The organism is Salipiger mucosus DSM 16094 (assembly GCF_000442255.1).
Lineage (GTDB): Bacteria > Pseudomonadota > Alphaproteobacteria > Rhodobacterales > Rhodobacteraceae > Salipiger > Salipiger mucosus.
Window position 1 is genome coordinate 74,454 of the sequence record NZ_KE557286.1, and the last position, 24,594, is coordinate 99,047.

At 70.3% G+C, this 24,594-nt stretch carries 22 protein-coding genes and 1 pseudogene; 4 read left to right on the forward strand and 19 right to left on the reverse strand.

Going from position 1 to position 24,594, the window contains the following annotated elements; translation table 11 throughout:
* The 9 genes from SALMUC_RS25390 to SALMUC_RS25430 all read right to left on the reverse strand — a co-directional run.
* The coding region (locus tag SALMUC_RS25390) for an urease accessory protein UreD (RefSeq protein WP_245584746.1) at positions 1-573 on the reverse strand (573 nt) is incomplete at its 3' end.
* Positions 574-742: 169 nt separating this feature from the next.
* Complete coding sequence (tsaA, locus tag SALMUC_RS25395) at positions 743-1,240, reverse strand: tRNA (N6-threonylcarbamoyladenosine(37)-N6)-methyltransferase TrmO (RefSeq protein ID WP_021120984.1); 498 nt, start codon at positions 1,238-1,240, stop codon at positions 743-745.
* Positions 1,240-1,848, reverse strand: coding sequence for a 2-dehydro-3-deoxy-6-phosphogalactonate aldolase (locus tag SALMUC_RS25400; protein ID WP_020043150.1), 609 nt, complete (start codon positions 1,846-1,848; stop codon positions 1,240-1,242). Before SALMUC_RS25400 ends, tsaA begins: the two co-directional genes overlap by 1 nt.
* Complete coding sequence (locus SALMUC_RS25405; RefSeq protein WP_020043151.1) at positions 1,845-2,738, reverse strand: 2-dehydro-3-deoxygalactonokinase; 894 nt, start codon at positions 2,736-2,738, stop codon at positions 1,845-1,847. Before SALMUC_RS25405 ends, SALMUC_RS25400 begins: the two co-directional genes overlap by 4 nt.
* 67 nt (positions 2,739-2,805) lie before the next feature.
* Positions 2,806-3,555, reverse strand: a complete 750-nt coding sequence (locus SALMUC_RS25410) for a sulfite exporter TauE/SafE family protein (RefSeq protein ID WP_020043152.1) — start codon at positions 3,553-3,555, stop codon at positions 2,806-2,808.
* A 66-nt stretch (positions 3,556-3,621) separates the two neighbouring features.
* Positions 3,622-4,611 carry a hypothetical protein gene (locus SALMUC_RS25415; RefSeq protein ID WP_021120985.1) on the reverse strand — a complete coding sequence of 330 codons (990 nt, stop codon included), beginning with the start codon at positions 4,609-4,611 and terminating at the stop codon, positions 3,622-3,624.
* A gap of 63 nt (positions 4,612-4,674) precedes the next feature.
* Positions 4,675-5,553, reverse strand: coding sequence for a transglutaminase family protein (locus SALMUC_RS25420; RefSeq protein ID WP_020043153.1), 879 nt, complete (start codon positions 5,551-5,553; stop codon positions 4,675-4,677).
* Between the two features lie 13 nt (positions 5,554-5,566).
* Positions 5,567-7,978, reverse strand: coding sequence for a circularly permuted type 2 ATP-grasp protein (locus tag SALMUC_RS25425; RefSeq protein WP_020043154.1), 2,412 nt, complete (start codon positions 7,976-7,978; stop codon positions 5,567-5,569).
* 4 nt (positions 7,979-7,982) lie between these two features.
* Complete coding sequence (locus tag SALMUC_RS25430; RefSeq protein WP_020043155.1) at positions 7,983-11,387, reverse strand: transglutaminase family protein; 3,405 nt, start codon at positions 11,385-11,387, stop codon at positions 7,983-7,985.
* Between the two features lie 268 nt (positions 11,388-11,655).
* Here SALMUC_RS25430 and SALMUC_RS25435 point away from each other — a divergent pair, with 268 nt between their 5' ends.
* The 4 genes from SALMUC_RS25435 (at position 11,656) to SALMUC_RS25450 (ending at position 18,433) form a co-directional block, all read left to right on the forward strand.
* Positions 11,656-14,883, forward strand: coding sequence for a chemotaxis protein CheB (locus tag SALMUC_RS25435; RefSeq protein WP_020043156.1), 3,228 nt, complete (start codon positions 11,656-11,658; stop codon positions 14,881-14,883).
* A 112-nt stretch (positions 14,884-14,995) separates the two neighbouring features.
* Entirely contained in the window at positions 14,996-15,721 is a 726-nt protein-coding gene (locus SALMUC_RS25440) for a hypothetical protein (RefSeq protein WP_020043157.1), read from the forward strand.
* A 183-nt stretch (positions 15,722-15,904) separates the two neighbouring features.
* On the forward strand, positions 15,905-17,152 hold the full coding sequence (locus SALMUC_RS25445) for a malonyl-CoA decarboxylase (RefSeq protein ID WP_020043158.1): 1,248 nt from the start codon (positions 15,905-15,907) through the stop codon (positions 17,150-17,152).
* A gap of 120 nt (positions 17,153-17,272) precedes the next feature.
* Positions 17,273-18,433, forward strand: coding sequence for a pyridoxal phosphate-dependent aminotransferase (locus tag SALMUC_RS25450; protein WP_020043159.1), 1,161 nt, complete (start codon positions 17,273-17,275; stop codon positions 18,431-18,433).
* A 4-nt stretch (positions 18,434-18,437) separates the two neighbouring features.
* Here the strand turns inward: SALMUC_RS25450 and SALMUC_RS25455 are convergent, their stop codons facing one another.
* The 10 genes and pseudogenes from SALMUC_RS25455 to SALMUC_RS30745 all read right to left on the reverse strand — a co-directional run.
* Positions 18,438-19,640, reverse strand: a complete 1,203-nt coding sequence (locus SALMUC_RS25455; RefSeq protein ID WP_020043160.1) for an aminotransferase-like domain-containing protein — start codon at positions 19,638-19,640, stop codon at positions 18,438-18,440.
* Between the two features lie 99 nt (positions 19,641-19,739).
* Positions 19,740-20,018: a hypothetical protein gene (locus SALMUC_RS25460; protein ID WP_156883651.1), complete on the reverse strand. Its 279-nt coding sequence runs from the start codon at positions 20,016-20,018 to the stop codon at positions 19,740-19,742.
* Positions 19,966-20,649 (reverse strand): DUF6603 domain-containing protein, encoded by a 684-nt coding sequence (locus SALMUC_RS31375; protein ID WP_020043162.1) that lies wholly within the window; start codon positions 20,647-20,649, stop codon positions 19,966-19,968. Before SALMUC_RS31375 ends, SALMUC_RS25460 begins: the two co-directional genes overlap by 53 nt.
* A gap of 43 nt (positions 20,650-20,692) precedes the next feature.
* Positions 20,693-21,016: pseudogene (locus tag SALMUC_RS31925) on the reverse strand (S8 family serine peptidase); the annotation flags it as partial.
* Positions 20,925-21,764, reverse strand: a complete 840-nt coding sequence (locus SALMUC_RS30735) for a S8/S53 family peptidase (protein ID WP_198014680.1) — start codon at positions 21,762-21,764, stop codon at positions 20,925-20,927. The pseudogene SALMUC_RS31925 and the gene SALMUC_RS30735, both read right to left, overlap by 92 nt.
* Complete coding sequence (locus SALMUC_RS25475; RefSeq protein ID WP_020043164.1) at positions 21,656-22,261, reverse strand: hypothetical protein; 606 nt, start codon at positions 22,259-22,261, stop codon at positions 21,656-21,658. The genes SALMUC_RS30735 and SALMUC_RS25475 overlap by 109 nt, the downstream gene beginning before the upstream one ends.
* A gap of 468 nt (positions 22,262-22,729) precedes the next feature.
* Positions 22,730-22,852 (reverse strand): hypothetical protein, encoded by a 123-nt coding sequence (locus tag SALMUC_RS31610; RefSeq protein ID WP_020043165.1) that lies wholly within the window; start codon positions 22,850-22,852, stop codon positions 22,730-22,732.
* A 13-nt stretch (positions 22,853-22,865) separates the two neighbouring features.
* Complete coding sequence (locus tag SALMUC_RS30740; protein ID WP_021120988.1) at positions 22,866-23,138, reverse strand: hypothetical protein; 273 nt, start codon at positions 23,136-23,138, stop codon at positions 22,866-22,868.
* Positions 23,104-23,883 carry a hypothetical protein gene (locus SALMUC_RS30190; protein WP_156883652.1) on the reverse strand — a complete coding sequence of 260 codons (780 nt, stop codon included), beginning with the start codon at positions 23,881-23,883 and terminating at the stop codon, positions 23,104-23,106. The genes SALMUC_RS30740 and SALMUC_RS30190 overlap by 35 nt, the downstream gene beginning before the upstream one ends.
* Positions 23,884-23,946: 63 nt before the next feature.
* Positions 23,947-24,594 (reverse strand): hypothetical protein (locus tag SALMUC_RS30745; RefSeq protein ID WP_037372933.1); only part of this gene is annotated, 648 nt, incomplete at its 5' end.

The following is a 24,594-nucleotide window of genomic DNA, read 5'->3' on the forward strand; positions in this document are numbered from 1 at the left end:
CACGCCGGGCCGCGCCAGCTGCGCCGCGGCGTCACCGTCCAGCCGCAGCCGGTCGGCCCAGGCCAGCCGCCCGCCGATGCGCAGGTCGATGCGGTCGCGCAGGTGCAGCTGCCGCACCGTCTCGCCCATGGCCGCGCGCCCGAAGACAAGCACCTCGCAGGCCAGCAGCCGCGCGCCCGGTGCCATGTCGATGCTCAGCGTCCGGTCCAGCGAGGCCCCGTCGTAGAGGATCGTTTCCTGCGGCAGCCAGTCCAGCCGCGCGCCCTCGGCGATCTCGAGGCGTGTGCGCACCCGCCCCGGCGCGCCGGGCGAGGCGCGGTAGACCCGTTCGGCCGCCTGCGTGGTCATCGCCAGGTGCGCGCCGCGCTCGGCGCCCGCCTCGACGGCAAAGTCGTCGCCCCCGGTGATCCCGCCCGCGCTGTTCAGCCAGACCGCCTCGAGCGGCCCCCGGCTGCGCGGGAACAGAAGCTTGCCGCTGCCCGACATCGACAGTGCCCCGATCACGCTGCGCCCCGCCCGCTCGCGCGCGGTCACGCGGCCCGTGCCCCGGGCCCGCTGCGGCGCGGCGGTCATCTGACGCTGGTCGTAGGGAATGGCACTGTCCTCCGGGTCTGGCCTGGACCCTCTGCGCGCGCGGCCGGGGCGGCAAGCCGGGTCCCCGCCGACTGCGCGGCGGTGTCGCGCCCGCGAAAACGCGATGCCCGGAAAACAGGCAGAAACCTCGGATCTGCCCGGAAAGCGATCAACCGGCGTCATCCCCGTCGCGATGGGCGGCGCGCTCGCGGACCGCGTGGTCGCAGCGGTCGGGCTTGATGTCGAGCAGCGGCGTCCCGTCGAGGCAGTCGAGCCCGCGCACTTCGAGAACCGTACCGAAATGCCGTACGAGACGTACACGAGACAGCCCGATCGGGTTCGGCCGCACCGGCGAGCGCAACGAGAATGTGCCCCGCGTCCGCCCGTCGCGTTTGGGGCTCTGCAGCACCAGATCGCGCCGCGAGCGGTCCAGCCAGTAGAGCACTTCGAGCCACGAGGACCGCTCGATCCCCTCCAACGCGGGCTCGAGTTCAGGGATCAGTTCCAGCCGGCAGACCGGCCCCTCCTCGGGGTCGCCCTGCCGCGGGCAGTCCGCAGGTGTCTGAAAAGGCGTGCGAATCTTGCCGATGAAGCGCAGCTGCGCATCCGTGGCCGGCGGAAGGTCGACCGTGACCTCGCCGGGCCGCAGGTCGGCGTCGCCGCTCATCACGCGGCCCCTGCCGCGTCGAAGGCCGCCACGACCTCCTTCGCCCGCACGGCCAGCTCCGCCACGCTGCGCCCGGGCTTGTAGAGCCAGGTCCCGATGCCGAACCCGGTCACCCCGGCCTCCAGCCACTCACCCATGTTGCCCGCGCTAACCCCGCCTACCGCATAGGTTTTTACGCCCTCGGGCAGCACCGCCAGCATCGCCGCGAGGCCCGAGGGCCCGACCAGCGGCGCCGGGAAGAGCTTCAGCCCGTCGGCCCCGGTGCGCAGCGCGGTAAAGGCCTCGGTGGGCGTCATGACCCCCGGAAAACTCTGCATTCCTGCCTTCTTGGCCGCCATGATGACCCGCTGGTTCATGTCGGGCGAGACCACCATTTTCGCACCGATCCGCGTCAGCCGCTGCACCTGTTCCGGCGCCAGCACCGTGCCCGCCCCGATCACCGCCTGCGCGCCGAAGCCCTCGACCATCGTGCGGATGCTGTCGTAGGGATCGGGCGAGTTCAGCGGCACCTCGATGCGCGTGATGCCCGCCTCGACCAACGCCTCGGTCACCGGCAGAGCCTCGTCGGGCGTGATGCCCCGCAGAATGGCGATGATGTCCCGGCTCATGTGTCCTCCCCGCCCCTGCGGGCCGCTTTCAGTCCTTCGAGTGTCATGCGCTCGGCGTCCGCCTGCACCACCGGCACGGCCTGCGACTCGAGCGCCGAGACGTAGTGGCGCGCGACCCGGTCGGCCCCCACCACGGCGATATTCTGCCCCAGCCAGTAGGGCTTGGCCGCCGCCAGCTCCATGCCGATCAGCAGCCCCGAGAGCCGCGCCGGCCCGACGCCCGGCGCGGGCTCCGCCAGCAGCGACTCGGCGCGAATGTTGAAGAGATCCGCGGCCAGCGAGGCCGGGCGGCTCATGGTGCGCTCGGCCGCCTCGGCGAAGGCCGCATCGTCCCAGCCCTCGTCCATGGAATGGCGCAGGACGGACTGCCCCGCGAGCAACGCATAGAGCTCGCCTGTCATGAAGCTGCGGAAGCTCACGATCTCGCCCGCGCTGATGTGCACCCACTTGGTATGCGTGCCCGGCAGGCAGATCACGCCGTCAAAGCCCGGGTTCAGTGCAAGAAATCCCGCGACCTGCGTTTCCTCGCCGCGCATGACGTCTGCCGGGCTGTCCTGCGCGACGCCCGGCAGGATCGCCACGTCGAACCGTTCGTCCGCGCAGTCGACCCGCACCGCACGCCCAATCCCCGGCGGCCGGCAGGGCACCTTGGCGTAGGGCGCCTCGCGCCAGCCCTGCCGCGCGCCGGCCATGCCGCAGACGACGACGGGCACGCGCCCGGTCAGGTCGGGCAGAAGCCGCGCCAGCACGGCCTCGTAGCCCTCCGGGTCGAGCTTGCCCATGCCCTCGGGGCTTTCGGCGCGGGCCAGCACGCTGCCATCCGCAGCCATCTGCCAGAGCCGCAGGTGCGAGGTGCCCCAGTCCACGGCAATCCAGTCGGGTTCGGTCATGCGGCCTCCTGTTCCGGGCCCAGTGGTACTGCGCCGCCCGCGAGGCCGCAAGCGTGCCGCGTCACGCTCAGCTCCATCCGGTGGCGCCCTCCCAGAGCAGCTTGACCGACACCGCCAGCAGGGCCGCGTTGACGAGGGTGAAGAACACCTTTTCCGGCAGCCACTTGGTCACGCGGAAGCCGGACCAGGCCCCGAGCAGCGCCAGCGGGGCGAGGACCGCGATCTGCGACAGGCTGTTCAAGGTGACCTGCCCCGCGAGGATGTAGGGCGGCAGTTTCATCCAGTTGACGCAGGCGAAGAGGATGGTCGCCGTGCCTGCGAAGGTCATCTTGGGCAGCTTCTGCGGCAGGGTGTAGGCTTGGAACGGCGGGCCGCCGGCGTGGCTGACGTAGCTGGTGAACCCCGCGAGCGCGCCCCAGATCAGCCCGCGCGGCACGTCGGCGGGCTTGGCCCGGAAATCCTGCCTCAAGCGTTTTCGCAGCGCGTCGATCAGGTAGCCGAGGCCGATGGCGCCGACCAGAAGCTTGGTCGCGGGCACCGGGATGCGCGAGATGAAGAGGAAGGCCAGCAGGATGCCGATCGCCGTGGCGGGGATCAGGATGCAGAGATTGCGCGCGGAAAAGGAGCCGCGGAACAGGTAGATGCCGTAGCAGTCGGCCAGGATGTACATGGGCAGCAGCAATCCCGCCGCCGCCGCGGGCGCGATGAAGATCGACAGGATCGGCACGCCCAGCATGGCAACCATCGGCAGCCCGCCCTTGGACATGCCCACGAAAAACGTCGCGAGCGCTGCCGCGAACCAGAATGCGAAATCCATCACTGCCCTGCCTGTGGTTCGGCCCTTCTTGCCGTGGATCGCGGCGGGCCGAAAGGGGCAAGCCGCTCAGGCGGCGCGGATCTCGTGCGCCTTCAGCACCGGGTCGGTGAGTTCCGCATCATCCTGCAGCGCGCGCAGCGGCGGGATGCCGGCCTTGGCGAGGTCGTCGTGGTAGGCGCGCACCGCTTCGAAGGACCCCAAGCGGTCGCGCAGGACCCGGCGCATGGCCTGCAGGAGCAGCACCGGGTCCTCGCAGGCGAGGGATTCGCGGCTGACCACGGCGAGCCGCGCGCCGTGGCGTTCCGCCTGGGCGAGCCGTTCGAGAGAGTCGCGCAGGGTGCCCCCGCGCGCGGCGGTCAGGCCGACGACGAGTCGCGCAGGATCCCAGCGCGCCAGTTCCTCGGTCGCCGCGGCGCCGTGGTAGCCCACGGTCACGAAGACCGGCCGCTCCTTGCGGCCGATGCCCGCCAGGCTGCGCGCCACCATGTCGTTGCGGTAGGCCGCGTAGTCCTGCGTGCCGGTCTCGATGGCGAAGGGCGGGTCCGCGACCTGGAGGAAATGCCGCAGGCCCAGCGTGACGGCCACATCGCGGAAGTCGGAATAGGCGCGCAGCGTCGCGTGATCGAGCTCGGCATCGTTGTAGAAGCTGAGCGCGTAGAGGCCGAGGTTCGCCACCGGGCGCACCGCGTCGAGCCGCGACGAGCGGAAGGCGCGCGCGGGTTCCTGCGCGTAGCGGCCGCCGCGCACGCGCCAGGCATCGGTGGCATCGTTGAAGCGCACCGCCGGCGTGACGTTCCGGCGGCCGAAGGCAGCCCGGTCGGCCAGCGCCTCGGCCGTGGAGAGGGAGGTGAGCAGGATGTCGGCGAGATCCGCGTCGATGACCCGCTGAACGTCGTCGAGGTAGGCCGAGAGCGGCCGCATCCGCCCCTGCGCGTCGCGGCCCGGGGCGGCGCATCCGCGCAGCAGGTCGGCATCCTTGGCGAAGACCAGGAGGAAATCCTGCGGCGCATAGTCGCCGCCCGCGATCTTGGCCAGTTTCTCGTCGATCCGTCGCACCGCGCCCGTCCTTGCTTTGGCAGGCAGTCCTAGCGCTCAGATGTTACCCAAAGGTCAACGCGATCAGACCGGGATCACGTCGACCTGGTGGGTGCTCGCGTGCGAGCCCGCCGAGCGCAGCGATCCCTTGGCCGGGGCCACGTCGGAATAGTCGCGCCCCAGCGCCACGGTGACATGGTCCGTCCCGGCCCGGATCGCGTTGGTGGGGTCGAACTCGAGCCAGCCCATCTCGGTGCCGCACCAGGCGCGCACCCAGGCATGCATCGCGTCGGCGCCCTCGAGCCGTGGCCGCCCGGCCGGCGGGATGGTCCGCAGGAAGCCAGAGACGTAGCCCGCCGGGATCGACAGGCTGCGCAGCGCGCCGATCATGACGTGACTGATGTCCTGGCAAACGCCGCGCCGGGCGGCAAAGGCCTCGATGGGCGTGGTCGTGACCTCGGTCGCGGAGGGGTCGAAGGTGAACTCGTCATGCAGCCGCCGCGAGATGGCATCGACCGCGGCCATGGTCGACATCCCGCCCTCGACGGTCTCCTGCGCGAATGCGGCGATCTCGGGCTCGTGCGGGACCCGAGGCGAAGCACCGAGGAAATGGTGCGGGCTGTCCGGCGCGATGCTGGCGGCGGCGGCCAGCTCGCGCGCGAGGGCGTCACGTCGGGGCGACAGGTCGAGCCCGCCGGAAAAGGCGCTGCGGCGCACGCGGCCCTCGAAGGAAAAGGCGATACGGCGCAGGCGCATGTCGTGGGCGACCTGCGTCGTCGCATTGCCGAAGAAGTCGAGATCGTCGCGCCGGTAGCTGGGCGCCGGGTCGGTGCCCAGGACCCCGTAGAGCAGCTGCTGGCCCGGCAACGTGCGCGGCATCATCCGCAGCATCGCCCGGCTGGAGGCGGCGGGGCTGTCGTAGGCATAGGCGATCCGGAGGCGGATATCGTAGGTCATCGACATCGCGGGCCCCTCCTCAGCTCAGGTAACGCGCCGTGAGCGCGTCGGAAATGCCGGCCAGCCGGCTGCGGATCTCGGTCAGGCGCTCGGGCCCGATCTGCTCGGGCGTGGCGACGGCCAGCTCGGTCTGCAGCGTCAGGATGCGCCGGGCGGCCTCGTCGACGCGCCGGTGCGAGACTTCGCCCGAAAGGCGCGCCTCATCCTCGCGCAGGATGTCGACCTGGAAGCGGATCGAGCGCGGGTTGTCGGCGTCGAGCGCCAGCAGGTCGATCACCGTGCTGCGCGAGGTCTCGACCGCGTAACGGCGGCGGTGGGTCATGACGCTGTCGCCCACCTCGACCGCCGAGTCGAGCCCGCCGGGCGGCGTGTCGGGCGCGGCGAAGACCTGCAGCACGGCGGCGATCTGGTCGGCCCGTTCGAGCGCGCGGCCCAGCGTCAGGAAGCGCCAGCCGTTGAAGCGGAACATGTTGTCGTGCACGAGGCCCGCGAAACCCGCGAGCTTTCGCAGCAGCACGCTCATTGCGCGGGCCGCGTCGTCCCCGTGCTGGACCCGTGTCGCCATCCCGTGCGCCGAGGCCGACAAGTCCGAAAGCGCGTTCCAGCCGTCGTTGGAAAAGCGGTCGCGCACCTTGGCGGCGCAGCCGGTGGCGGAATCGAAGAGGCCCAGCAGATGCGGCGGCACCGCGCGGCCGGTCTCGAAGCCGAAGCCGCGCAGGAAGCGGCGCAGGCTGTCCACGACGGGCACGGTGCCGGGCCCGTATTCCTCGAGCCGCAGGTGCCAGGCGCGCAGCAGGCGCACACCGCTCTCGGCCCGCTCCACGTAGCGCCCGAGCCAGAAGAGGTTGTCCGCCGCCCGCGCCGGAAGATGACCGGGCCGGCGCCGCACGTAGGGCTGATCGCCGCTCGGACCCAGCGTCTCGGTCCGCACGGGCTGCTTCGACGTCACCCAGACGTCGGCGACCGAGCCGCCCGCCTGCATCGCAAGCGCCGTGGGATCCTCGGTCCGGCCGATCCGGGCGTAGCCGCCGGGCATGACGGTCCAGCCCTCGGGCGTGCGCATGGCAAAGACCCGGACCACCATCGGGCGCGGCACCATCCGCCCGCCGATCATCGCCGGCGTCGTCGAGAGCGACACCGCCTCCTGCCCGACGAGCCCGCCACCCTCGCGCCGCAGCCAGTCGGCGACGGGCTCCTGCGCCGCGCCCCGGAACTTGCCCCCGAGCGCCGTTGTGCCGTCGATGTCGAAGGGCAGCTTTGTCGAGAGCGCGGGCCCGATCATCATGCGTTCGAGGTTGGCCAGCACGTAGTCCCGCTCGGCCCCCTGCCCGCACCACCATGTCGCGATGTTGGGCAGCTTCAGCGGCTCGCCCAGCAGCGCGCGGGCGATGCGCGGCAGGAACGCCATGAGCGCGCGCGCCTCGAGCACGCCGGAGCCCAGGCAGTTGACCATGGTCATCGCCCCGCCGCGCAGCGCCGAGACCATGCCCGGCGTTCCCAGCGCCGAGCTTTCGTCCAGCTCCAGCGGGTCGGCAAAGCGCGAATCCAGCCGGCGCCAGAGCACGCTGACCGGCTCGGGCCCGTCGATGGTGCGCACCATCAGCTTGCCGTCCTGGACCTTCAGGTCCTCGCATTCCAGCAGCATGAAACCGAGGTAGCGGGCAATGTAGGCGTGTTCGTAGTAGGTGTCGGTGTGCAGGCCCGGCGTCAGGATCGCCGCGCGCGCATTCTCGTCGCCGCGCAGCCCGTTGATCGCGTCGCGCGCCGCGCGGAAGAAACCGGCGAGGCGTTCGACGTTGGCGTCGGGGAAGAAGTCGTGGAACACCCGGCCCGTCGCCATGCGGTTCTCGAGCGCGAAACCGGTGCCCGAGGGCGCCTGCGTCCGGTCGCCCAGCACGAACCACGAGCCGTCGGGCGAACGGCCGATCTCGAAGGCCAGCATGTGCAGGAAATGCCCCGAGCGCGGCTCGGCGCCGACGATCGGGCGCAGCCACTCGGGGTTGCGCGCCACCAGCTCGGCCGGCAGGTGGCCGTTGCGCACCAGCTCGCCGGGCCCGTAGAGGTCGGCCATCACCCGCTCGAGCAGTTCGGCCCGCTGCACGATCCCTTCGGTGAGCCCGCGCCATTCCTCGCCCGAGATCACCACCGGCAGGTGGCTGAGCGGCCAGACCCGTTCGGTCGACCCCTGCCCCGTGTACTGCCGGAAGTAGACGCCCGCGTCGTGCAGGTACTGGTCGCCTCGGGCGAAGCTGCGGGCGCGGGTCTCGGAGCTCTGCGCCGCGAGGTGGTCGATCAGCGGCGCCCAGACCGGCCGCAGACTGCCGTCCGCGCGCTTGAGCTCGTCGGCGACGCCCGGCGGCGGGTCGTAGCCGTCGAGGAGCCGCGCGCGGGCCTTGTCGGCCGGCGCGGTCTCTGTTCCGTCCTCGGCCATGTCCTCAGATCCCCGGCCCGCGTCGCAGGTCCAGCGTCATCGGGAACTCGGGATGCGGGCGTTCCGGTGCGGGCCAGAAACTGCCGGCGGTATGGCCCAGCTTCTCGAAGCGGGCGAGCCGGCGGGCATCGGCCTCGTTGGTGTTGACCGGGAAGGTCTCGTAGTTGCGCCCGCCCGGGTGCGCGACGTGGTAGGTGCAGCCCCCCAGCGCCCGGCCCGACCAGGTGTCGAAGATATCGAAGGTCAGCGGCGCATTGACCGGCAGCGTCGGATGCAGCGCCTCTGCCGGCTGCCAGGCCTTGAAGCGCACGCCGCCCACGGCGATGCCGTTGCTGCCCGTGGCCGTCATAGGCACCGCGCGGCGGTTGCAGGTTACGATGTAGCGGTCCGGGTCGGCGGCGGTGAGCTGCACCTGCATGCGTTCGACCGAGCTGTCGGTGTAGCGCACCGTGCCGCCGATGGCGCCGCGTTCGCCAAGCACGTGCCAGGGCTCGAGCGCCTGTCGCAACTCGAGGTGCACGCCCTCGTATTCGACCTCGCCCGCGAAGGGGAAGCGGAACTCCTTCTGCGCCTCGTACCACTCGGGGCGGAAGCTGAAGCCGTGGTCGCCCAGGTCGCGCAGCACCCCGAGGAAATCCTCCCAAACGAAATGCGGCAGCATGAAGCGGTCGTGCAGCGCGGTGCCCCAGCGGGTCGGGCGGCCCTGCACCGGCGCCTTCCAGAACCGTGCGAGCAGTGCGCGGATGAGCACCTGCTGGGCAAGGCTCATCTTGGCGTCGGGCGGCATCTCGAAGCCTCGGAACTCCACGAGGCCCAGCCGCCCCGTCGGCCCGTCGGGCGAGAAGAGCTTGTCGATGCAGATCTCGGCCCGGTGGGTGTTGCCGGTCACGTCGATGAGGATGTTGCGCAGCAGCCGGTCGAGCAGCCAGGGCTGCACCGGCGGCCCGTCCTCGGGGCCCGGGATGTTCGCGAGCGCGATCTCGAGCTCGTAGAGGCTGTCGTGCCGGGCCTCGTCGATGCGGGGCGCCTGGCTGGTCGGGCCGATGAAGAGCCCCGAGAAGAGGTAGCTGAGCGAGGGATGCCGCAGCCAATGCAGGATCAGCGACTTCATCAGGTCGGGCCGGCGCAGGAATGGCGAGTCGCTGGGCGTCTCGCCGCCCACCACGACGTGGTTGCCGCCGCCGGTGCCGGTGTGCTTGCCGTCGATCATGAACTTGTCGGCCCCGAGGCGGCATTGGCGCGCCTCCTCGTAGACGCCCTGGGTGATCGACTTGCAGTCCTCCCAGTCGTGGGCCGGGTGCACGTTGACCTCGATCACGCCCGGATCCGGTGCCACGCGGATCACGTTGAGCCGCGGATCGCCCGGCGGCGTGTAGCCCTCGATATGGACCGGCAGGCCCAGCTCGGCGGCGGTATCCTCGGCCACGGCCAGCAGCTCGAGGTAGTCCTCCAGCGCCTCGACCGGGGGCATGAAGATGCACAGGCGGCCGTCTCGCGGCTCGATCGCGATGGCGGTGCGCACCGCCCCGCCCGAGGGATCGACCCCCTGCTCCATGATCGTCTGCCGCTCGCCGGCGCCGCGCGCCTCCGAGACGGGCTGCGTGTGGCCCGGCGTCGCCCCGGGCAGCGTTTCGGCTTCCTCGCGGGCGATGCGCTCGAGTTCGTCCATCAGCTCGCGCCGGCGCTCGGCCTGCGTCTCGTGGAAGTCGGGCAGAGACTCGCGCGGCTCGGTGGGGTCGGTGGGGTAGACGTAGGGATAGGCCGAGGGCGCGACGTAGGGCAGCGCACCCAGCGGCAGGCGGAAGCCCACGGGGCTGTCGCCGGGAATGAGGAACAGATGCCCGCGCCGCGTGCGCCAGTGCTCGGACCGCCAGCGCGGCCCGGAGGCGCGCGACTGCCAGCGCTGGATCGGCAGCACGTGGCCCGCCGGCTTGTCGAGCCCGCGCGAGAACACCCGCGCGATGCGGGCGCGCGTCTCGGGGTCCTTGAGCTTGGAATCCTCCGGCGTGACGTTGGCCGGCAGGTCCGCCTCCTTGAGGATCCACTCGACCGGGTCCTCGAAGGTCGGCCGCACGAAGTCCGGCTCGATCCCGAGGTTGCGGGCGAAGGTTCCGAGGAACTGCCCCGACTGCTCGGCCGTGGCGCCGGTGGCGGTCTCGCGGGCGATGAGCTCGGGGTTCTTCCAGATCGGCTTGCCGTCGCGGCGCCAGTAGAGCGAGAAGGTCCAGCGCGGCAGCGTCTCGCCGGGATACCACTTGCCCTGCCCGTAGTGCAGGAAGCCGCCCGGTGCAAAGCGGTCGCGCAGCCGGCGGATCAGCTCGTCGGCCAGCCCGCGTTTCTGCGGGCCGACGGCGGCGGTGTTCCACTCGGCGCTCTCGTAGTCGTCGATCGACACGAAGGTCGGCTCGCCGCCCATGGTCAGGCGCATGTCCTGCGACTGCATCTCGGCGTCGACCTTCTTGCCGAGGTCATCGAGCGCCTCCCAGGCCTCGTCCGAGAAGGGCTTGGTGATGCGCGGATGTTCGGCCACCCGGTGCACGGTCATGTCGAACTCGAAATCGACATGCGGGTTGCCCGCGGCCGAGAACCCGCCCGAGATCGGCGCCGCGTTGCGGTAGTGCGGCGTCGAGGCAAGCGGGATGTGGCTCTCGCCGGTCAGCAGCCCCGAGGTCGGGTCGAGCCCAATCCAGCCCGCGCCGGGCAGGAAGACCTCGCACCAGGCGTGCAGGTCGGTGAAGTCGTGGTCCGTCCCGGCCGGCCCGTCGAGGGAGACGAGGTCGGGCTTGAGCTGGATGAGATAGCCGGAAGTGAAGCGCGCGGCGAAACCGAGGTGGCGCAGGATCTGGACCAGCAGCCACGAGGTGTCGCGGCAGGAGCCGCGGGCGTGCTGCAGCGTCTCCTCGGGCGTCTGCACGCCCGGCTCCATGCGGATGACATAGCCGATCTCGCGCGCCAGCCGCGCGTTCAGGTCGACGAGGAAGTTGACCGTGTTGGGCGCGCTCTCGGGAAGCGTCTTCAGCAGCGCCTGAAGCCGCGGACCGGGCGCCTCGGGCTTGCGGTAGATCGCGAGGTCCTCGGCGAATTCCTCGGGGTAGTCGAAGGGCCACTTCTCGGCCTCCTCGTCCACGAAGAAGTCGAAGGGGTTGTAGACCGTCATGTCGGCGACAAGATCGACCTCGATCTTGAACTCGGTCACCGGCTCGGGGAAGACGAAGCGCGACAGCCAGTTGCCGTAGGGGTCCTGCTGGTGGTTCACGAAGTGTTCGGTCGGCGTGACCTTGAGCGAATGCGAGATCACCCGCGTCCGGCTGTGCGGCGCCGGTCGCAGACGGATGATCTGCGGGCCGAGCGACACGGGCCGGTCGTACTTGTAGTGGGTGAGGTGATGGATGCTTGCCGTGATGGCCATGGTCAGGGTCCGCGCAGTGACGTCTTGCCGTAAAAAGAAACGCTTGCCGCCGCGATGTAAAGCCCGCAGCGGCGCGCCGCGGGCCGCATCCGCCCGCAGGGACGGCCACTGCGGCCGGATCGCGCAGGCGCAGGGGCGAGGCCGTGATTCCCCACCGACGCAATCCCTCCTGCGTACGCCGCTCCATCTTCACCGCACGGTTGTTTCGTGACATAAGCTCTCGCAGGGAAAGGCGCCCGCGCGACACGACGGGCCTTGGGGGACAGACATGCACGGGCTTACCGAAGCGCAAGGGCTCTTCATCGTCGGAATCACGGCCTCGGCCGGAGGGTTGGAGGCAACCTCGCTGCTCGCGAAGAACCTTCCAACCGAGGAGAACTGCGCCTATATCCTCGCACAGCACATGTCGCCCAGCCACAAGAGCATGCTGGTGCAGCTGCTGTCCCGGGAAACCACGCTCGCCGTGCGCGAGATCGGCCAAGACACGGCGCCCGAGCCCAACACGATCTACATTCCGCCCTCCGGCGTCGACGTGGTCTACGCCGACGGGCTCCTGAAACTCGCGGAACCCGACGGTCATCCCGCCTCGCCCAAGCCTTCGGGCAACCGGCTGTTCAAGTCCATCGCCGCCGAAGTCGGCGAGCGTGCGGTGGGCATCGTGCTCTCGGGCACCGGAAGCGACGGCAGCTACGGCATCCAGGCGATCCGCGAGGCCGGCGGCATCGCCATCGCGCAGGAGCCCGGGTCTTCGAATTTCGACTCGATGCCAGCCTCGGCCATCCGCACCGGCTGCGTCGACCTCACGCTCACACCCGAGCAGATCGGCCGCCAGCTGGCCGCGCTGGTGCAGAGGCCGCGCGATCTGGAGGCGATCCGAAAGGCGCAGGAATCGACCCGCGACGGCGCCGACCTGTTCCAGATCCTTCTTGCGCGCACCTCTGTCGATTTCCGGCAGTACAAGGAGAACACGGTCAACCGGCGCGTCCATCGGCGCATGATCACCCGCGGCATCGACAGTGTCGCGGAATACGTCGAGCTGTGCCGCAACTCGACGGAGGAGGTCGACGCGCTCTACCGCGACCTGCTGATCTCGGTCACCAGCTTCTTCCGCGACCCGGAGCTTTTCCGCGCGCTGGCCGAGGAACTCGCCCGCCGCTACCAGAAGAACGAACCGGCCTCGCTGCGGGTCTGGGTGCCGGGCTGCGCCACCGGCGAAGAGGCCTATTCCATCGCCATTCTCATGGTCGAGGCCCTCGGCGGCATGGACAAGGTCGACAAGGGCCGGCTTCAGGTCTTCGCCACAGACATCGATGAGCATGCCCTGGCGGTCGGCCGCCAAGGCACCTACCCGTCGTCGGCGGTCAACGACATCCCCCGCCCCTACCTGCAGCGGTATTTCGACATGTCGGGCGATCGCATCGTGGCCAAACCCAAGCTGCGCAACCTCTTGATGTTCACGCAGCACAACGTCTTCCAGGACGCGCCCTTCATTTCGCTCGACCTTGTCAGCCTGCGCAACGTGCTGATCTACTTCAACACGCAGCTGCAGGAACGCGTCCTGTCGCGCGTTCAGTATGCTCTGAAGTCCGACGGGTTGCTGTTCCTCGGCACTTCCGAGACCACCACCGCGCTCGAGGACTACTTCGTGCCGGTCTCGCAGCGGCAGAAAATCTTCCGCAAGCGCGTCACCAGCACCACCGTGCCGGCCCCCTCGCCGCGCGCTATCCCCCGGACCGGGGGACAGATCAGGCGCAGGCCACAGAATGCCCGCGAGGCCGCCGAATCCGAAGTCGACACCTGGGCCCAGTTCGACGCGCTCGCCCGCGCGGTGGTGAGCGACGGCTTCCTGACCAACGGCGACACGGCAATCCTGAAGATCTACGGCGATCTCGCCCCCTTCATCGAACTCAAGGAGCCCTTCCAGGGCGGCATGACCGTCAGGGTTCTGCGAAAGACACTGGCCCATGCGGCGACGAGTCTCGTGCGCTACGCGCTCAAGCACGGCGGCCGCACGGCAGGGCAGTGGCACGACATCGACGGGCGCGATTTCAACAGCGTACGGCTGGTGGCCTACCCGGTTTTCGAGAAGAACGAGGATGCCCCGCTGGTTCTGATCGGTTTCGAGACCGAGTTGCGCACCCGACCCGATGTCGAGAATGTGGAGCGCTCGGATTATCTCGAATACCTCGAGACCGAGCTGTCGCGGACCAAGGAAACGCTGACGGTCACCATCGAGGAGTTGCAGACCTCGAACGAGGAACTGCAGTCTCTCAACGAGGAGCTGCAAAGCTCGAACGAGGAACTCCAGTCGACCAACGAGGAGCTGGAAACCTCGAACGAGGAGCTGCAGTCCACGAACGAGGAGCTCATCACCGTCAACGAGGAGCTCATCGTCAACACGGCGGAACTCGAGCGGACCACCGCGGAGCTCGACGGCCTGATCCAGGGCCTGCCGACGCAGATGCTCATGCTCGATCAGGCGCTGCTGATCCGGCATGCCTCGGCCCGCGCGGTGCGCACCTTCCGGCTGACCGCCAACGGCCCCTCCTTCGGGCATATCTCGCAATGCCACCTGCCCGCCGGCTGGCCGTCGATGATCGAGCTCTGCTCGCAGGTGCTGCTCGAGCGCAAGACGGCGACACGGCAGTTCGAGGTCGAGGACAGGCTGCATACGCTCACCGTCTCGCCTCTGCTGGCTGACAACGACGATCTCATCGGCCTGATCGCCGTGGTCAGCACCGCCGAAATGCGCGTGGACTACGTGATGAACCGCACCCTGCGCCAGTTCGACGAGATCGGCACATGGCAGGTCAACCTGCTGTCCGACGAGCTGCGCTGGTCCGAGGAGGTCTTCGCGATCCACGGCATGAAGCGCGACGACCGCCGGCGTCCGCTCGAGGACGGCTTCGCCTTCTTCCATGAGGACGACCGCGAGATGGTGAAGGCGCGGGTGGAGGAGGCCATCGAGACCGGCGGCGGCTTTGCCTTCTTCGCCAAGCTGAATCGCGTCGACGGCCGCACCATCGTGGTGCAGTGCTCGGGTTCCGGCGTGACCGACGGCGCGGGCAACGTGGTCGCGCTGGTGGGCGTCATCCGCGACTACACGCGGATGCGCAACGACGATCTGCTGCTGCAGCACTTCAACCGGATCACCTCCGAACACGGCATCGGCTTCTATTCCTACGACATCGACAACGACCTGCCCTACTGGAGCCCGCAGCTCTTCGAGCTGCTGGGCATCGACCCGGGCCAGCCGCCCTCGGTGGAGGCCGCGCTCGACCTCTTCCCGCCCGACGCGCGCGAGCGCATCGCCGGCTGCATGGACCGCGCGATCCGCGACGGCAGGCCCTACGACTATGTCGAACGGATCGCCCGGCCCGACGGCAGCACCGCCAAATGCCGTGCCACCGGGCGGGCACGCCTCGACGAGAACGGCCGCGCCACACACCTCTACGGCTCCTTCGAGATCCTCGAAGACATGGCCGCCCCCTCCTAGCGCCCGATGGCTCCGCCAGTGCGGAGCACCTGTCTAGATTTAAACGAATTTTAACCATCGTGGTCGAAAGTCCGTGACCGGTGGACGATAAAACAAGGCAGGATTTGTACAGGTGACCGCAAGAGACGCGACATTTCAGGCAGAGGGCTACTTTGTCGAAATCGGCCTCAGCCGCGATGAACTCACGGGCCAATGGCTGGCCGAAAAGCTGGTTTTCGACATCGGTGAACTGCGAAACCGGGTGTCCTTTGCCCGCCGCCTCCCGATGGAGCGCGCATTCACCGCGCCCTTCATCACGGGGCTGATGCGGTTCCTGCCGGAAAAGGCCGAGAGGCTGGTCCACGTCGACAGCGATGCAATGATCGAACTGCCGCACCTGATGCTCAGCGGGATCCGCGTGGTCGCGCACAGCGTCGTGATGGGGATGCAGAAGGTGACGGTGCGGTTCCGGCGTGCGGTCGGAGCGCTGCAGTCCTTCCTGCGACCCGAGCATCAGACAGCCGCCGCCCCGCAGCAGATCGAACTTCAGAGGACCGCCGCCGACGCGTTGCTCACGGTGCTCCAGCCCTGCCTCGACCTGGCCGAACTGCGCGAGGACCACGTCCTCGACGACCGCACCAGCGCGCATGTGGCCGAACGGCTGAAGTCGCTCTCCCAGAAGCAGGCGGAACTGTCGTTCTTCGCCTACATGCTGCAGCGATACGTGAGCCGCGCCGAGCCCGTCGAGGCGGAGGCCCTGCCGCACCGGGCGGACGACGATCCGCGGGAGAGCCCCGCCAACGGCACGGCCGCACCGCGACAGGTGCTGAACGCGCCCGGGCGCCGGCACTGGGGCTGAGCGTGCCGTGCGGGCGTCCGGGGCACGGTTGCCCCGGCCCCGGCGCAAGGCCGCGACCAATGGCAGCCATCGGTCGAAAGATGTTGCACTCGCGCCGGTGACTGCCCACCCTTTGAGGAAAGGCGCCGCGCGCGGACGGATACTCCGGCGCATGGCGCCCGATCCGACCGAGGGACCGCTGCCATGACCCTGCTCGCCGATCTGCTCTCCACAGTCTTCGAACGCCGCCACGGCCTCGCGCCGCTGCTGCGCCGCGACAGCCGCCCGATCCAGGAACTGACCGCTGAACTCATGAGCGCCAGCGCCGAGACCGAGGGGCTGACCGCCGCGCGCCAGATCCTGCAGCGCTACGAGGCGATGGACGACGACACGCGCCTCGTGTTCTTCCGCCATCTCGCCAGCGACATGAACATCGAGCCGGCCGCGCTGCGCGCGGCGCTCGACGCCTACGAGCATGACCCCTCGGGCCGCACCTACCGGGCCTTCATGGCCGCCGCCGAGCCCCGGCGGCAGGAGCTTCTGCGCCGCCTCAACCAGGTGCCCGGCGCGACGGGGCGGCTGGTGCAGATGCGCGCCGACCTGCTGCGGCTGGGCCGAGACGAGCCCGAACTGCAGGCGCTCGACCAGGACTTCCGCTTCCTCTTCCGCTCGTGGTTCAACCGCGGCTTTCTCGTGCTGCGGCCGATCAGCTGGGAAAGCCCCGCGCATATCCTGGAGAAGATCATCGCCTACGAGGCGGTCCACGCCATCGACAGCTGGGACGACCTGCGTCGCCGCCTCGCCCCCGCCGACCGGCGCTGCTTTGCCTTCTTCCACCCGGCGATGCCCGACGAGCCGCTGATCTTCGTCGAGGTGGCCCTCACCCGTGGCATCCCCGGCTCGATCCAGGGCCTGCTGAGCGAGGACCGAGCGCCGCTCGACATCGCCGCCGCGGACAGCGCGGTCTTCTACTCGATCTCCAACTGCCAGCCCGGGCTCGCCGGCATCTCCTTCGGCAATTCGCTCATCAAGCAGGTGGCGTCCGACCTCGCGGCCGAACTGCCGGGGCTCAAGACCTTCGTCACGCTCTCGCCCATCCCGGGGCTGGTGCGGTGGCTCGAGGCGCAGGGCATCGCCTACGACCCCGCCGACCGCAAGGCGATGCAGGCGCTCGCCGCGCGCTACCTGCTGCACGCCAAGCGCGACGATGGCACGCCGCGCGACCCCGTGGCGCGCTTTCACCTCTCCAACGGCGCGCGGGTGCAGGCGGTGCATGCGGGTGCCGATACCTCGCGCAACGGCATGGCCCAGTCCGGCGGCACCATGGTCAACTATCTCTACGACCTGTCGCGCGTCACGCAGAACCACGAACGCTTTGCGACGCGGGGCGAGATCGCCGCCTCGCAGCCGGTGCGCAGCCTCGCCAACACGCGCGAGAAGTCGTCGGCCTGAGGGTGGCCGGGCTCACCGACGTTTCACTTTCCGGCAAGGCGTATTAAGGACAGCTGAACAGTCAAGCCGGGCCTGACCGGCTAGACACCGGCCAGTCCGAGGAAAACGCAAGGAGCCGACATGATCTTCGCCGACAGCCTGTCCCGCCTGGGCACCGAATCCGCCTTCGTGGTGCTGGCACGCGCCCAGAAACTCGCGGCCGAGGGCCACGACATCATCAACCTCGGCATCGGCCAGCCGGATTTCCGCACCCCCGAGCACATCGTCGAGGCCGGCGTGAAGGCGCTGCGCGACGGCCATCACGGCTACACCCCCGCCCCCGGCATCCCCGCCCTGCGCGAGGCGGTCGCGGCCGACCTGCACAAGCGTCACGGCACCGAGGTCAATCCCGACAACGTGGTCGTCGTGCCCGGCGGCAAGCCCACGATGTTCTTCGCCGTGCTGATGTTCGGCCAGCCGGGCACCGAGATCATGTATCCCAACCCCGGCTTCCCGATCTACGAGTCGGTCATCAACTTCTCGGGCGCCACGCCCGTGCCGATCGCGCTCGAAGAGCGCAACGGCTTCGCCTTCTCGGCCGAGGATGTGCTCTCGAAGATCACCGAGCGCACGCGCCTCATCATCATCAACTCGCCCGCCAACCCCACCGGCGGCGTCACCCCGCGCGAGGAGATCGACAAGCTCGTCGCCGGCCTCGCCGACTTCCCCGACGTGGCGATCCTGTCGGACGAGATCTACTCGCAGATGCTCTACGACGGGCGCGAGCATGTCTCGCTGCTGCAATACCCCGAGATCCGCGACCGCCTCATCATGCTCGACGGATGGTCCAAGACCTATGCCATGACCGGCTGGCGCCTGGGCTACGCGGTCTGGCCCGACGCGGCGGTGGACCACGTCACGCGGCTCTGCATCAACGACCATTCCTGCGTGAACGCGGCGACCCAATACGCCGGTCTCGCGGCGCTCGAGGGACCGCAGGACGCGGTGCACGACATGGTCGCCCAGTTCGACGAGCGGCGGAAGGTCATCGTGCGCGAGCTCAACGCCCTGCCCGGCGTGCGCTGCGCAGACGCGGGCGGCGCCTTTTACGCCTTCCCCAACATCGAGGGCACCGGCATGACCTCGATGGAGGCCCAGAACCGGTTCCTCGACGAGGCGGGCGTGGCAACCGTCGCCGGCACCTCCTTCGGGGCCTGGGGCGAAGGCTACCTGCGGTTCTCCTACGCCAATTCGACCGACAACATCCTCGAAGCCATCGGCCGCATCGGCAAGCTCCTCTGAGGCGTCAGGCGATCAGCCCGCGCACCGCGCGGGCCAGCCGCTCGACGCCCTTTTCCAGCACCTCGGGGGGATTGGCGGTGAAGTTCAGCCGGACCGAGCGCCGGTCCGTCCCCTCCGGATCGAAAACACTGCCCGGCGAGATGCAGACCCCGCAGTCGAGCCCCGCCGACAGCAGCCTGTCGGTGTCGATGCGCGGGTCCTTCGCGGTGATCCAGACGAACATCCCGCCCACCGGCTCCTCCCAGGTGAACCATTCGGACAGGTGCGCCTCGAGCGCCGCGCAGAGCGCCGAGCGCCGCTCGCGGTAGGTGTCGAGCGTCGCCGGCAGGTTCCGCTCGATCACCCCGTCCTCGAGCGCGTCCAGCGCGATGCGCTGCGACAGGCTGCTGGTGGCCAGATCCGTGCCCTGCTTGGCCAGCACCAGCGCCCCGATTACCTCGGGCGCGGCGATGACCCAGCCGATGCGCAGGCCCGGCGCGAGCTCCTTGGAGAGCGAGCCGAGGTAGATCACCGGCCCGTCGTAGTCGCCCTCGCCCTCGCCCTCGTTCTCGGCGTCGAGCTCCAGCATCCGCGGCAGCGGCGGCCCGTCGTAGAAGAGCGCGCCGTAGGGGTCGTCCTCGACCAGCGGCGTGCCGGTGGCGCGGGCGGCCTCGACCAGCTTGCGGCGGGTGGTGACGTCGACCAGCTCGCCGGTGGGGTTCGAGAAGTTCGGCACCGTGTAGGCGAAGCGCGCGCCGTCGAGCGCCGCCTCGGCGTCGAGGTCGTTCGCGTTGAGCCGCATCGGCCGGTAGACCGGATGGCGCGGCCGCCAGGCGTCGAGCGCACCGAGATAGGTCGGCGACTGGGCTGCGATGGCACTGTCTGGGTCGGCAAAGATCTTGCCCAGAAGATCCAGCGCCTGCATTCCCCCAGTTGTGATGAGCACGTTGCCCCGTCCCACGCGAAGCGGCCCCTTCGAGAACCGCTTCGCGATGAGATCGCGCAGCGCCGTCATGCCCTCGATCGGCGCGTAGTTCAGGCTGTCCTCGGGGTGCTCCTCGACCGCCTGGTGCGCCAGCCGCGCGAGGTCGGCGGCGGGATAGGTCGAGGGTTCGGGGAGGCCTCCGCCAAGGTTGATGACGTCGGCCATGCCACCGGCGGCCAGGAAGGTGCGGGTGACATCGTTGGTCTGCGACAACCATTCGGCGAAGGGAGGGCGGCGGCTCACGGCGGTTCCTTTCCGGAGTTTCGGTTGCCCGCGTGATAGGACGATTCCCCCCGGCCGTCCACGCGAGCGCCCCGCCCCGGCGCCTGCACGCCGGGGGGATCAGCCGAATGCGACTCCGAAGCGGGCAATCGGCGTGGACTGCGCGGTCTGCCGCGCCAGCTCGGACAAGGTTTGCGCCACGCCCTGCAGCCGCGCCAGTTCCGACAGCAGAAAGCCGGCCGAGAGCACGCCGTGCGCGTGGTTCGCCCAGGCCGGAGCGGTATCGAGATCGGGCCCGGCGACGTGCAGCGTCGCGTCGCCCGGATCGACCCGGTGCCCCTTGCCGTCACGCGGCACCAGCCGCAGCGCCCCGGTCGCATCGTCGCGCGGCACTTTCATGCGCGGGCGTCGGCGCCTGCGCCGAGAGGGCGGCGCCGTGCAGCGCCGTGCCCAGCACACCGGCGTCGCGCCGCGCCTCGCGCGAGGCGGCATGGTCGCCCCAAAGCGCCGCCGGGAGCTGCTTGTTCACCCAGTCGACGGCGAACCGGTCGGTCGCATCGCCGGAACCGCCGCTGGTGCCGAAGGTGTCGTCGAAATGCACCGAGACCTCGAAATCCGCCCGGAAGCCCCCGGGCGCGAGGTGACAGGGCGCAACCCCCAGTCGCTGCGCCGCCCTCTGCGCGTGCGCGCCGCAGCGGGCCGCAGTGGCAGGCAGCGCGGTCTCGATGCGCAGGCTCAGGGCGGCGGGCGTCACCTCGGGCATCCCGCCGGCCTCGCCCCGCTGGCCGGCGACGAGCACCAGGCGCAGCCAGTTCGCAGGCGCAGGCAGGACATCCCGCGCGAACTCCGCCCAGGACAATGCCGGCGCCTCCCGCGGTGCGCCGGCCCCGAGCGAGACGTCGAAGGAGACGATGTGGAGGCTGACATGCGCGTTGCCCGAGAACTCGGGGCCCCAGACCGTGAGATCGGCGCCGACGTCGATGGTGATCGTGTGACGTCCGAAGGCGTGGAACGTGAAGGCCCCCCACATCGATGCTGGCCTCGGCCTCGTAGTGGAAGGGCTTCCACAGCATGATGAAGTCGATGCCGGTCTTGAACCAGGCCCGCAGGCCACCGTCGTGGTAGGCCGCCTCGGGCCATGGCGCGGCCAGCGCCTCGAGCAGGTCGACCACGCCGGGCGCCTGCCCTGCGTTGGCTTGCGAGAAATGCGACTGCGGCGGGCCGGGCGTGGTCGGCACGGCGAAATCGAAGTTGGGGGTCGCGGGGATCTGCCGCGAGGTCCCGATCATGCGGCGCCGCAGCGCGCTACCGCGAGCGGCGGGGTAGCGCTGGAGCACCAGTGCCGCGACCGCCGCCACCTGCGGCGTGCACATCGAGGTGCCGTTGGCGGTGACCATCCGGTCCTCGACACCGACCCCGCCGGCCGTCCGGCCGGCCGCGGATCGGCATGACGCAGAGCGCCTCGTACCGCGCGGCCTTCTCGGTCGTCCCGGCCGGGCCGCCAAGCCCGCAGATATCGGGCACGCGGTAGCCCTCGACCGGACCATCGGCGGGCTGCACGTAGCCCACGGCATAGTTAGAGGGCCGCAACTCGCGCTGCGCCGGCGTGGCAAGGTCGTGCCGCCGCGTCCAGAAGGCGCCGCCGCACTGCAACAGCATGGGCGCGTGCACGAGGTTGGTCACCGGCCGGGTCTCGGGCACCCGCCGGTTGGCCGGGTCGATCACAACGGGAACGCCCGAGTAGAACGACGACACGTTGCCGCTGGCCTGCACGAAAAGCGCGCCGGCGCGCTCGACCGCGCGCAGAAGCGCCAGGTAATCCCGCACGTACCACGAGTTCCCGACGATCATGGTGTCGCGGCGCGCGGGCGCCACGTCGAGGCCCCGGCTGTAGCTGAAGACTTGCGGCCGCAGCGCCGCCACCGCTTCGCGTATGTCCGCGTCGGGCATCTGCGCACTCCCCGCGTGGCGCTCCACGCCCGCGCGGCCCTCAATGGGCATGGCGTGGCGGATCACATGGATCGCGGCCTCGGGCGCTACCGCCAGCGCCTGCCCCACGACCATCGATCCATGCGGCCAGAGCGGGGCTTCGGGCAGCGGCTCGGCCATGAGGTCGGCCATCTCGGTGCGCAGGGCGCCACGCACCTCCCCGCCGCCACGCGCAGGCGGGCGATCCAGGCGCCATCGTAGTCGCCCGGCGCCGGGCGCGCCGTCAGCAGCGGCGCCACCACGCCCTGAACGAGGACCGGGGTCGCGGCGATGGCCTCCAACTCGTCCATCAGCGCCTCGCCGGCCGAGACGACCCGCGCGCGCCGCGCCGCCGACATGTGCGCCCAGTCGAGCCCGCCGGCCCGCGCGAGCGCCGCAATGCGGCCGTTCAGCCGGTCGCAGGCGGCGTATGTCGCCATGACGATGGCATCGCGCCGCCGGACCTGGCCCTCGGGAAAGGCGGTGCGCGCGGCCACCCGGTCGACCGTCTCACGAAGCCCCGCCGCGTCCCAGTAGGGATGGTCGCCGTCGAACCCCGTGTCCACGATCACCAGTCGCACGCCCCGCCCGGTCTCCGGCCGCTCCACGCCGGGGCCCAGGTCCTGTTCGCTGAGTTCGCGCCGCAACTGGTGCAGCAGGGTCTGGTAGCGCACGCCCTTGGACCCCGCGTTGCGGTAGTCCGAGACGTAGGCGGCGAGGGGCGAGGGGTTTCACCCCGTCGTAGGCGTCGTCCTCCGGCGGCGGCAGCACGAGACCGCGCAGCAGTTCCGCGAGCGGCCCGCCGGCCGGGCGGATCACCGCGTCGGCCTTTCCCGCCGCATCGGTGGCCAGCCAGCGCGAGCTCCCGCTGCCGTCGTCGCCCTCCTCGACTGTCACGTCGAAAAGCCGCTCCAGCAAGCTGCGCCGGGCGAGCAGCCGCACCCCCTCGCGACCCGCGCCGGTCACCTCGAAGCCTGCCTCCTCGAGCGCCGCGACCGCGCGTGGCAGCAGCGCCGGGTCGGGCCGAAGAGCCTGGGGGTCCGGCATCATGCCGGGGCCCGGCTCCAGCGGATCCCGCGCGCCGGGCCGCGTCGAGGTGACGACCGCCAGCACCGGCAAGGCGACGCCGGTGCGCAGCCCGCTCATGCCCGCGTCCGGCGCGGGCGCACAACCGCGAAGTCGGGGATGTCGGCGCGGCTGGCGCGCATCTCCAAGGCAAAAGCGCCGTCGGGCGCGGCGCCGTAGACGGAGAAGCGATCGGGCATCGCGGCCTCGCACTCATAGCTCAGCGCAAAAGGGCCTGCGACCGCGCGCCGTCAGTTGCACCGTCCGCTCCTCGGGCCGCGCGATCGCCGCGAAATAGTCGGGCAGCTCGATCACCGCCGTGCCCTCGGTCAGCACGCCCCCGCCGCGCAGGAATATGCCGGCCTCGGGCCCCTCGAGCGCGGCGAAGACCAGGTCGCTGTCCTCGTCCAGCGGATGTGGCACGCGGAAGTTCTTCGTCCCGTGCGTGACGTTAAGGTCGCCCTTGACGTTGAGGTCGGTGCGCACCAGCACCTCGGAGGCCGTCCAGTACAGCCCCGTACGGTCCCAGGGGTTTGGTCCGTCGTCCTCGTCCGTGGCGATGAGAAAGCCCTCGGCCTGCGCGCCGATGTAGAGCGATTTCGTTTCGGTCAGCACATTCATCGAGTGCCCCCCCGGCCGAGACGCCCGAGTTCGCCTTGCCCTCGGGCAGCAGGCGGACCATCGCGCTGGAGTCGGAGCTGCAGGTGACATCGACCCTGACCCAGTCGTTGCCGTTGGCCGTGACCGTGACCGTGACGACCCCCTGGACGTCGGCCCCGCCCTCGACGTTCAGGGGGCGCAGGGCCGAGATGCCGGCGTCGTCCGCCGTCAGAAGCCTGCGCTCGTCCAGCGTCAGCCCCGAGGCATTGTCCGGGTCGGTCAGGACATGCGCGATCTTCTCCCCGGCACCGAGGTAGAGCATGCCCGTCTCGGTCGACATCACCATCGAAGTCGAGGTCCCGGCGAGTTCCGAGGGCGGATGCCCTTCGCTTTCCAGCCGCAGGCTTGCGTAGCCCTTGTCCGGCGCGGACGAGGACGGCCGCATTGCCCCCTCACCCTGGATGTGCAGGTCCGCCTGCGGGTCGCTCGTGCGCAGGCCGAGGCGGTTGTCCACGCCGAAACAGAGCGGCGGCTTCTCGCTCTCGAGCGTCTGCGCCCCGTACCAGAAGTCGGGCAGGCCGCGATAGATCACGCGGATCGCGCGCGCGCCCCGGCGTGTCCGAAACGCCAAGGCCGGAAACGCCGATGTCCATTTCGGCGCCCGGCGCGAAGTCCACGTCGGCACCGGGATAGATCACCCAGCGCGGCAGCGCCCCGTCACCGCCGTCGAGCCGCCAGGCCAGCCCGCTGGCGGGGTCACCAAGGCCGAGGCGGCCGCCCCCGTCTTGAGCAGTTGCTGTTCGGGGAGCGGATCGCCCGGCCGCGCGACCTGCACCTGCGCGGTCAGCTCGAGGATGAGCGCGCTTTCGGTCACCGGGTGCTGCGCGGAATCCAGCAGCGGCTGGCCCGCGTCGTCGCGCGGGTGGTCGCGGCGCAGCCGCATGGGCCAGGTCGAGACGTTCTGCACCTCCATGGTCAGCGCGTGCCCCTCGCGGCGGCTCTCGATGTAGAGATGCGGCGCGCCGTCGCTGTCCAGCAGCCGCACGTCCAGTGGGCGCGCCTCGTTGAGGATCGACAGCGCGGTGCGGTCGGCCTCGGCCATCTCGGTGATCTGCGTGCCGGCAAGGGCCTCGGCATGGACGCGCACCTGCGCCACGTCGATCCAGGCATCCTCGGCGCGTCCGCCGCCGTCTGTCCCGACGACCAGCCGGCCGTTGCGCAGCGCCGGCGCCTGGGGCGCCCTCCGCCCCCTCGAGCCAGAAGCCCGCGAGCCCGTCGTCGAGCCGCGCGCATTCGCCCAGCCGCAGCGGGCAGCGCAGCGCCGCGATACCGCCCGCGTCGC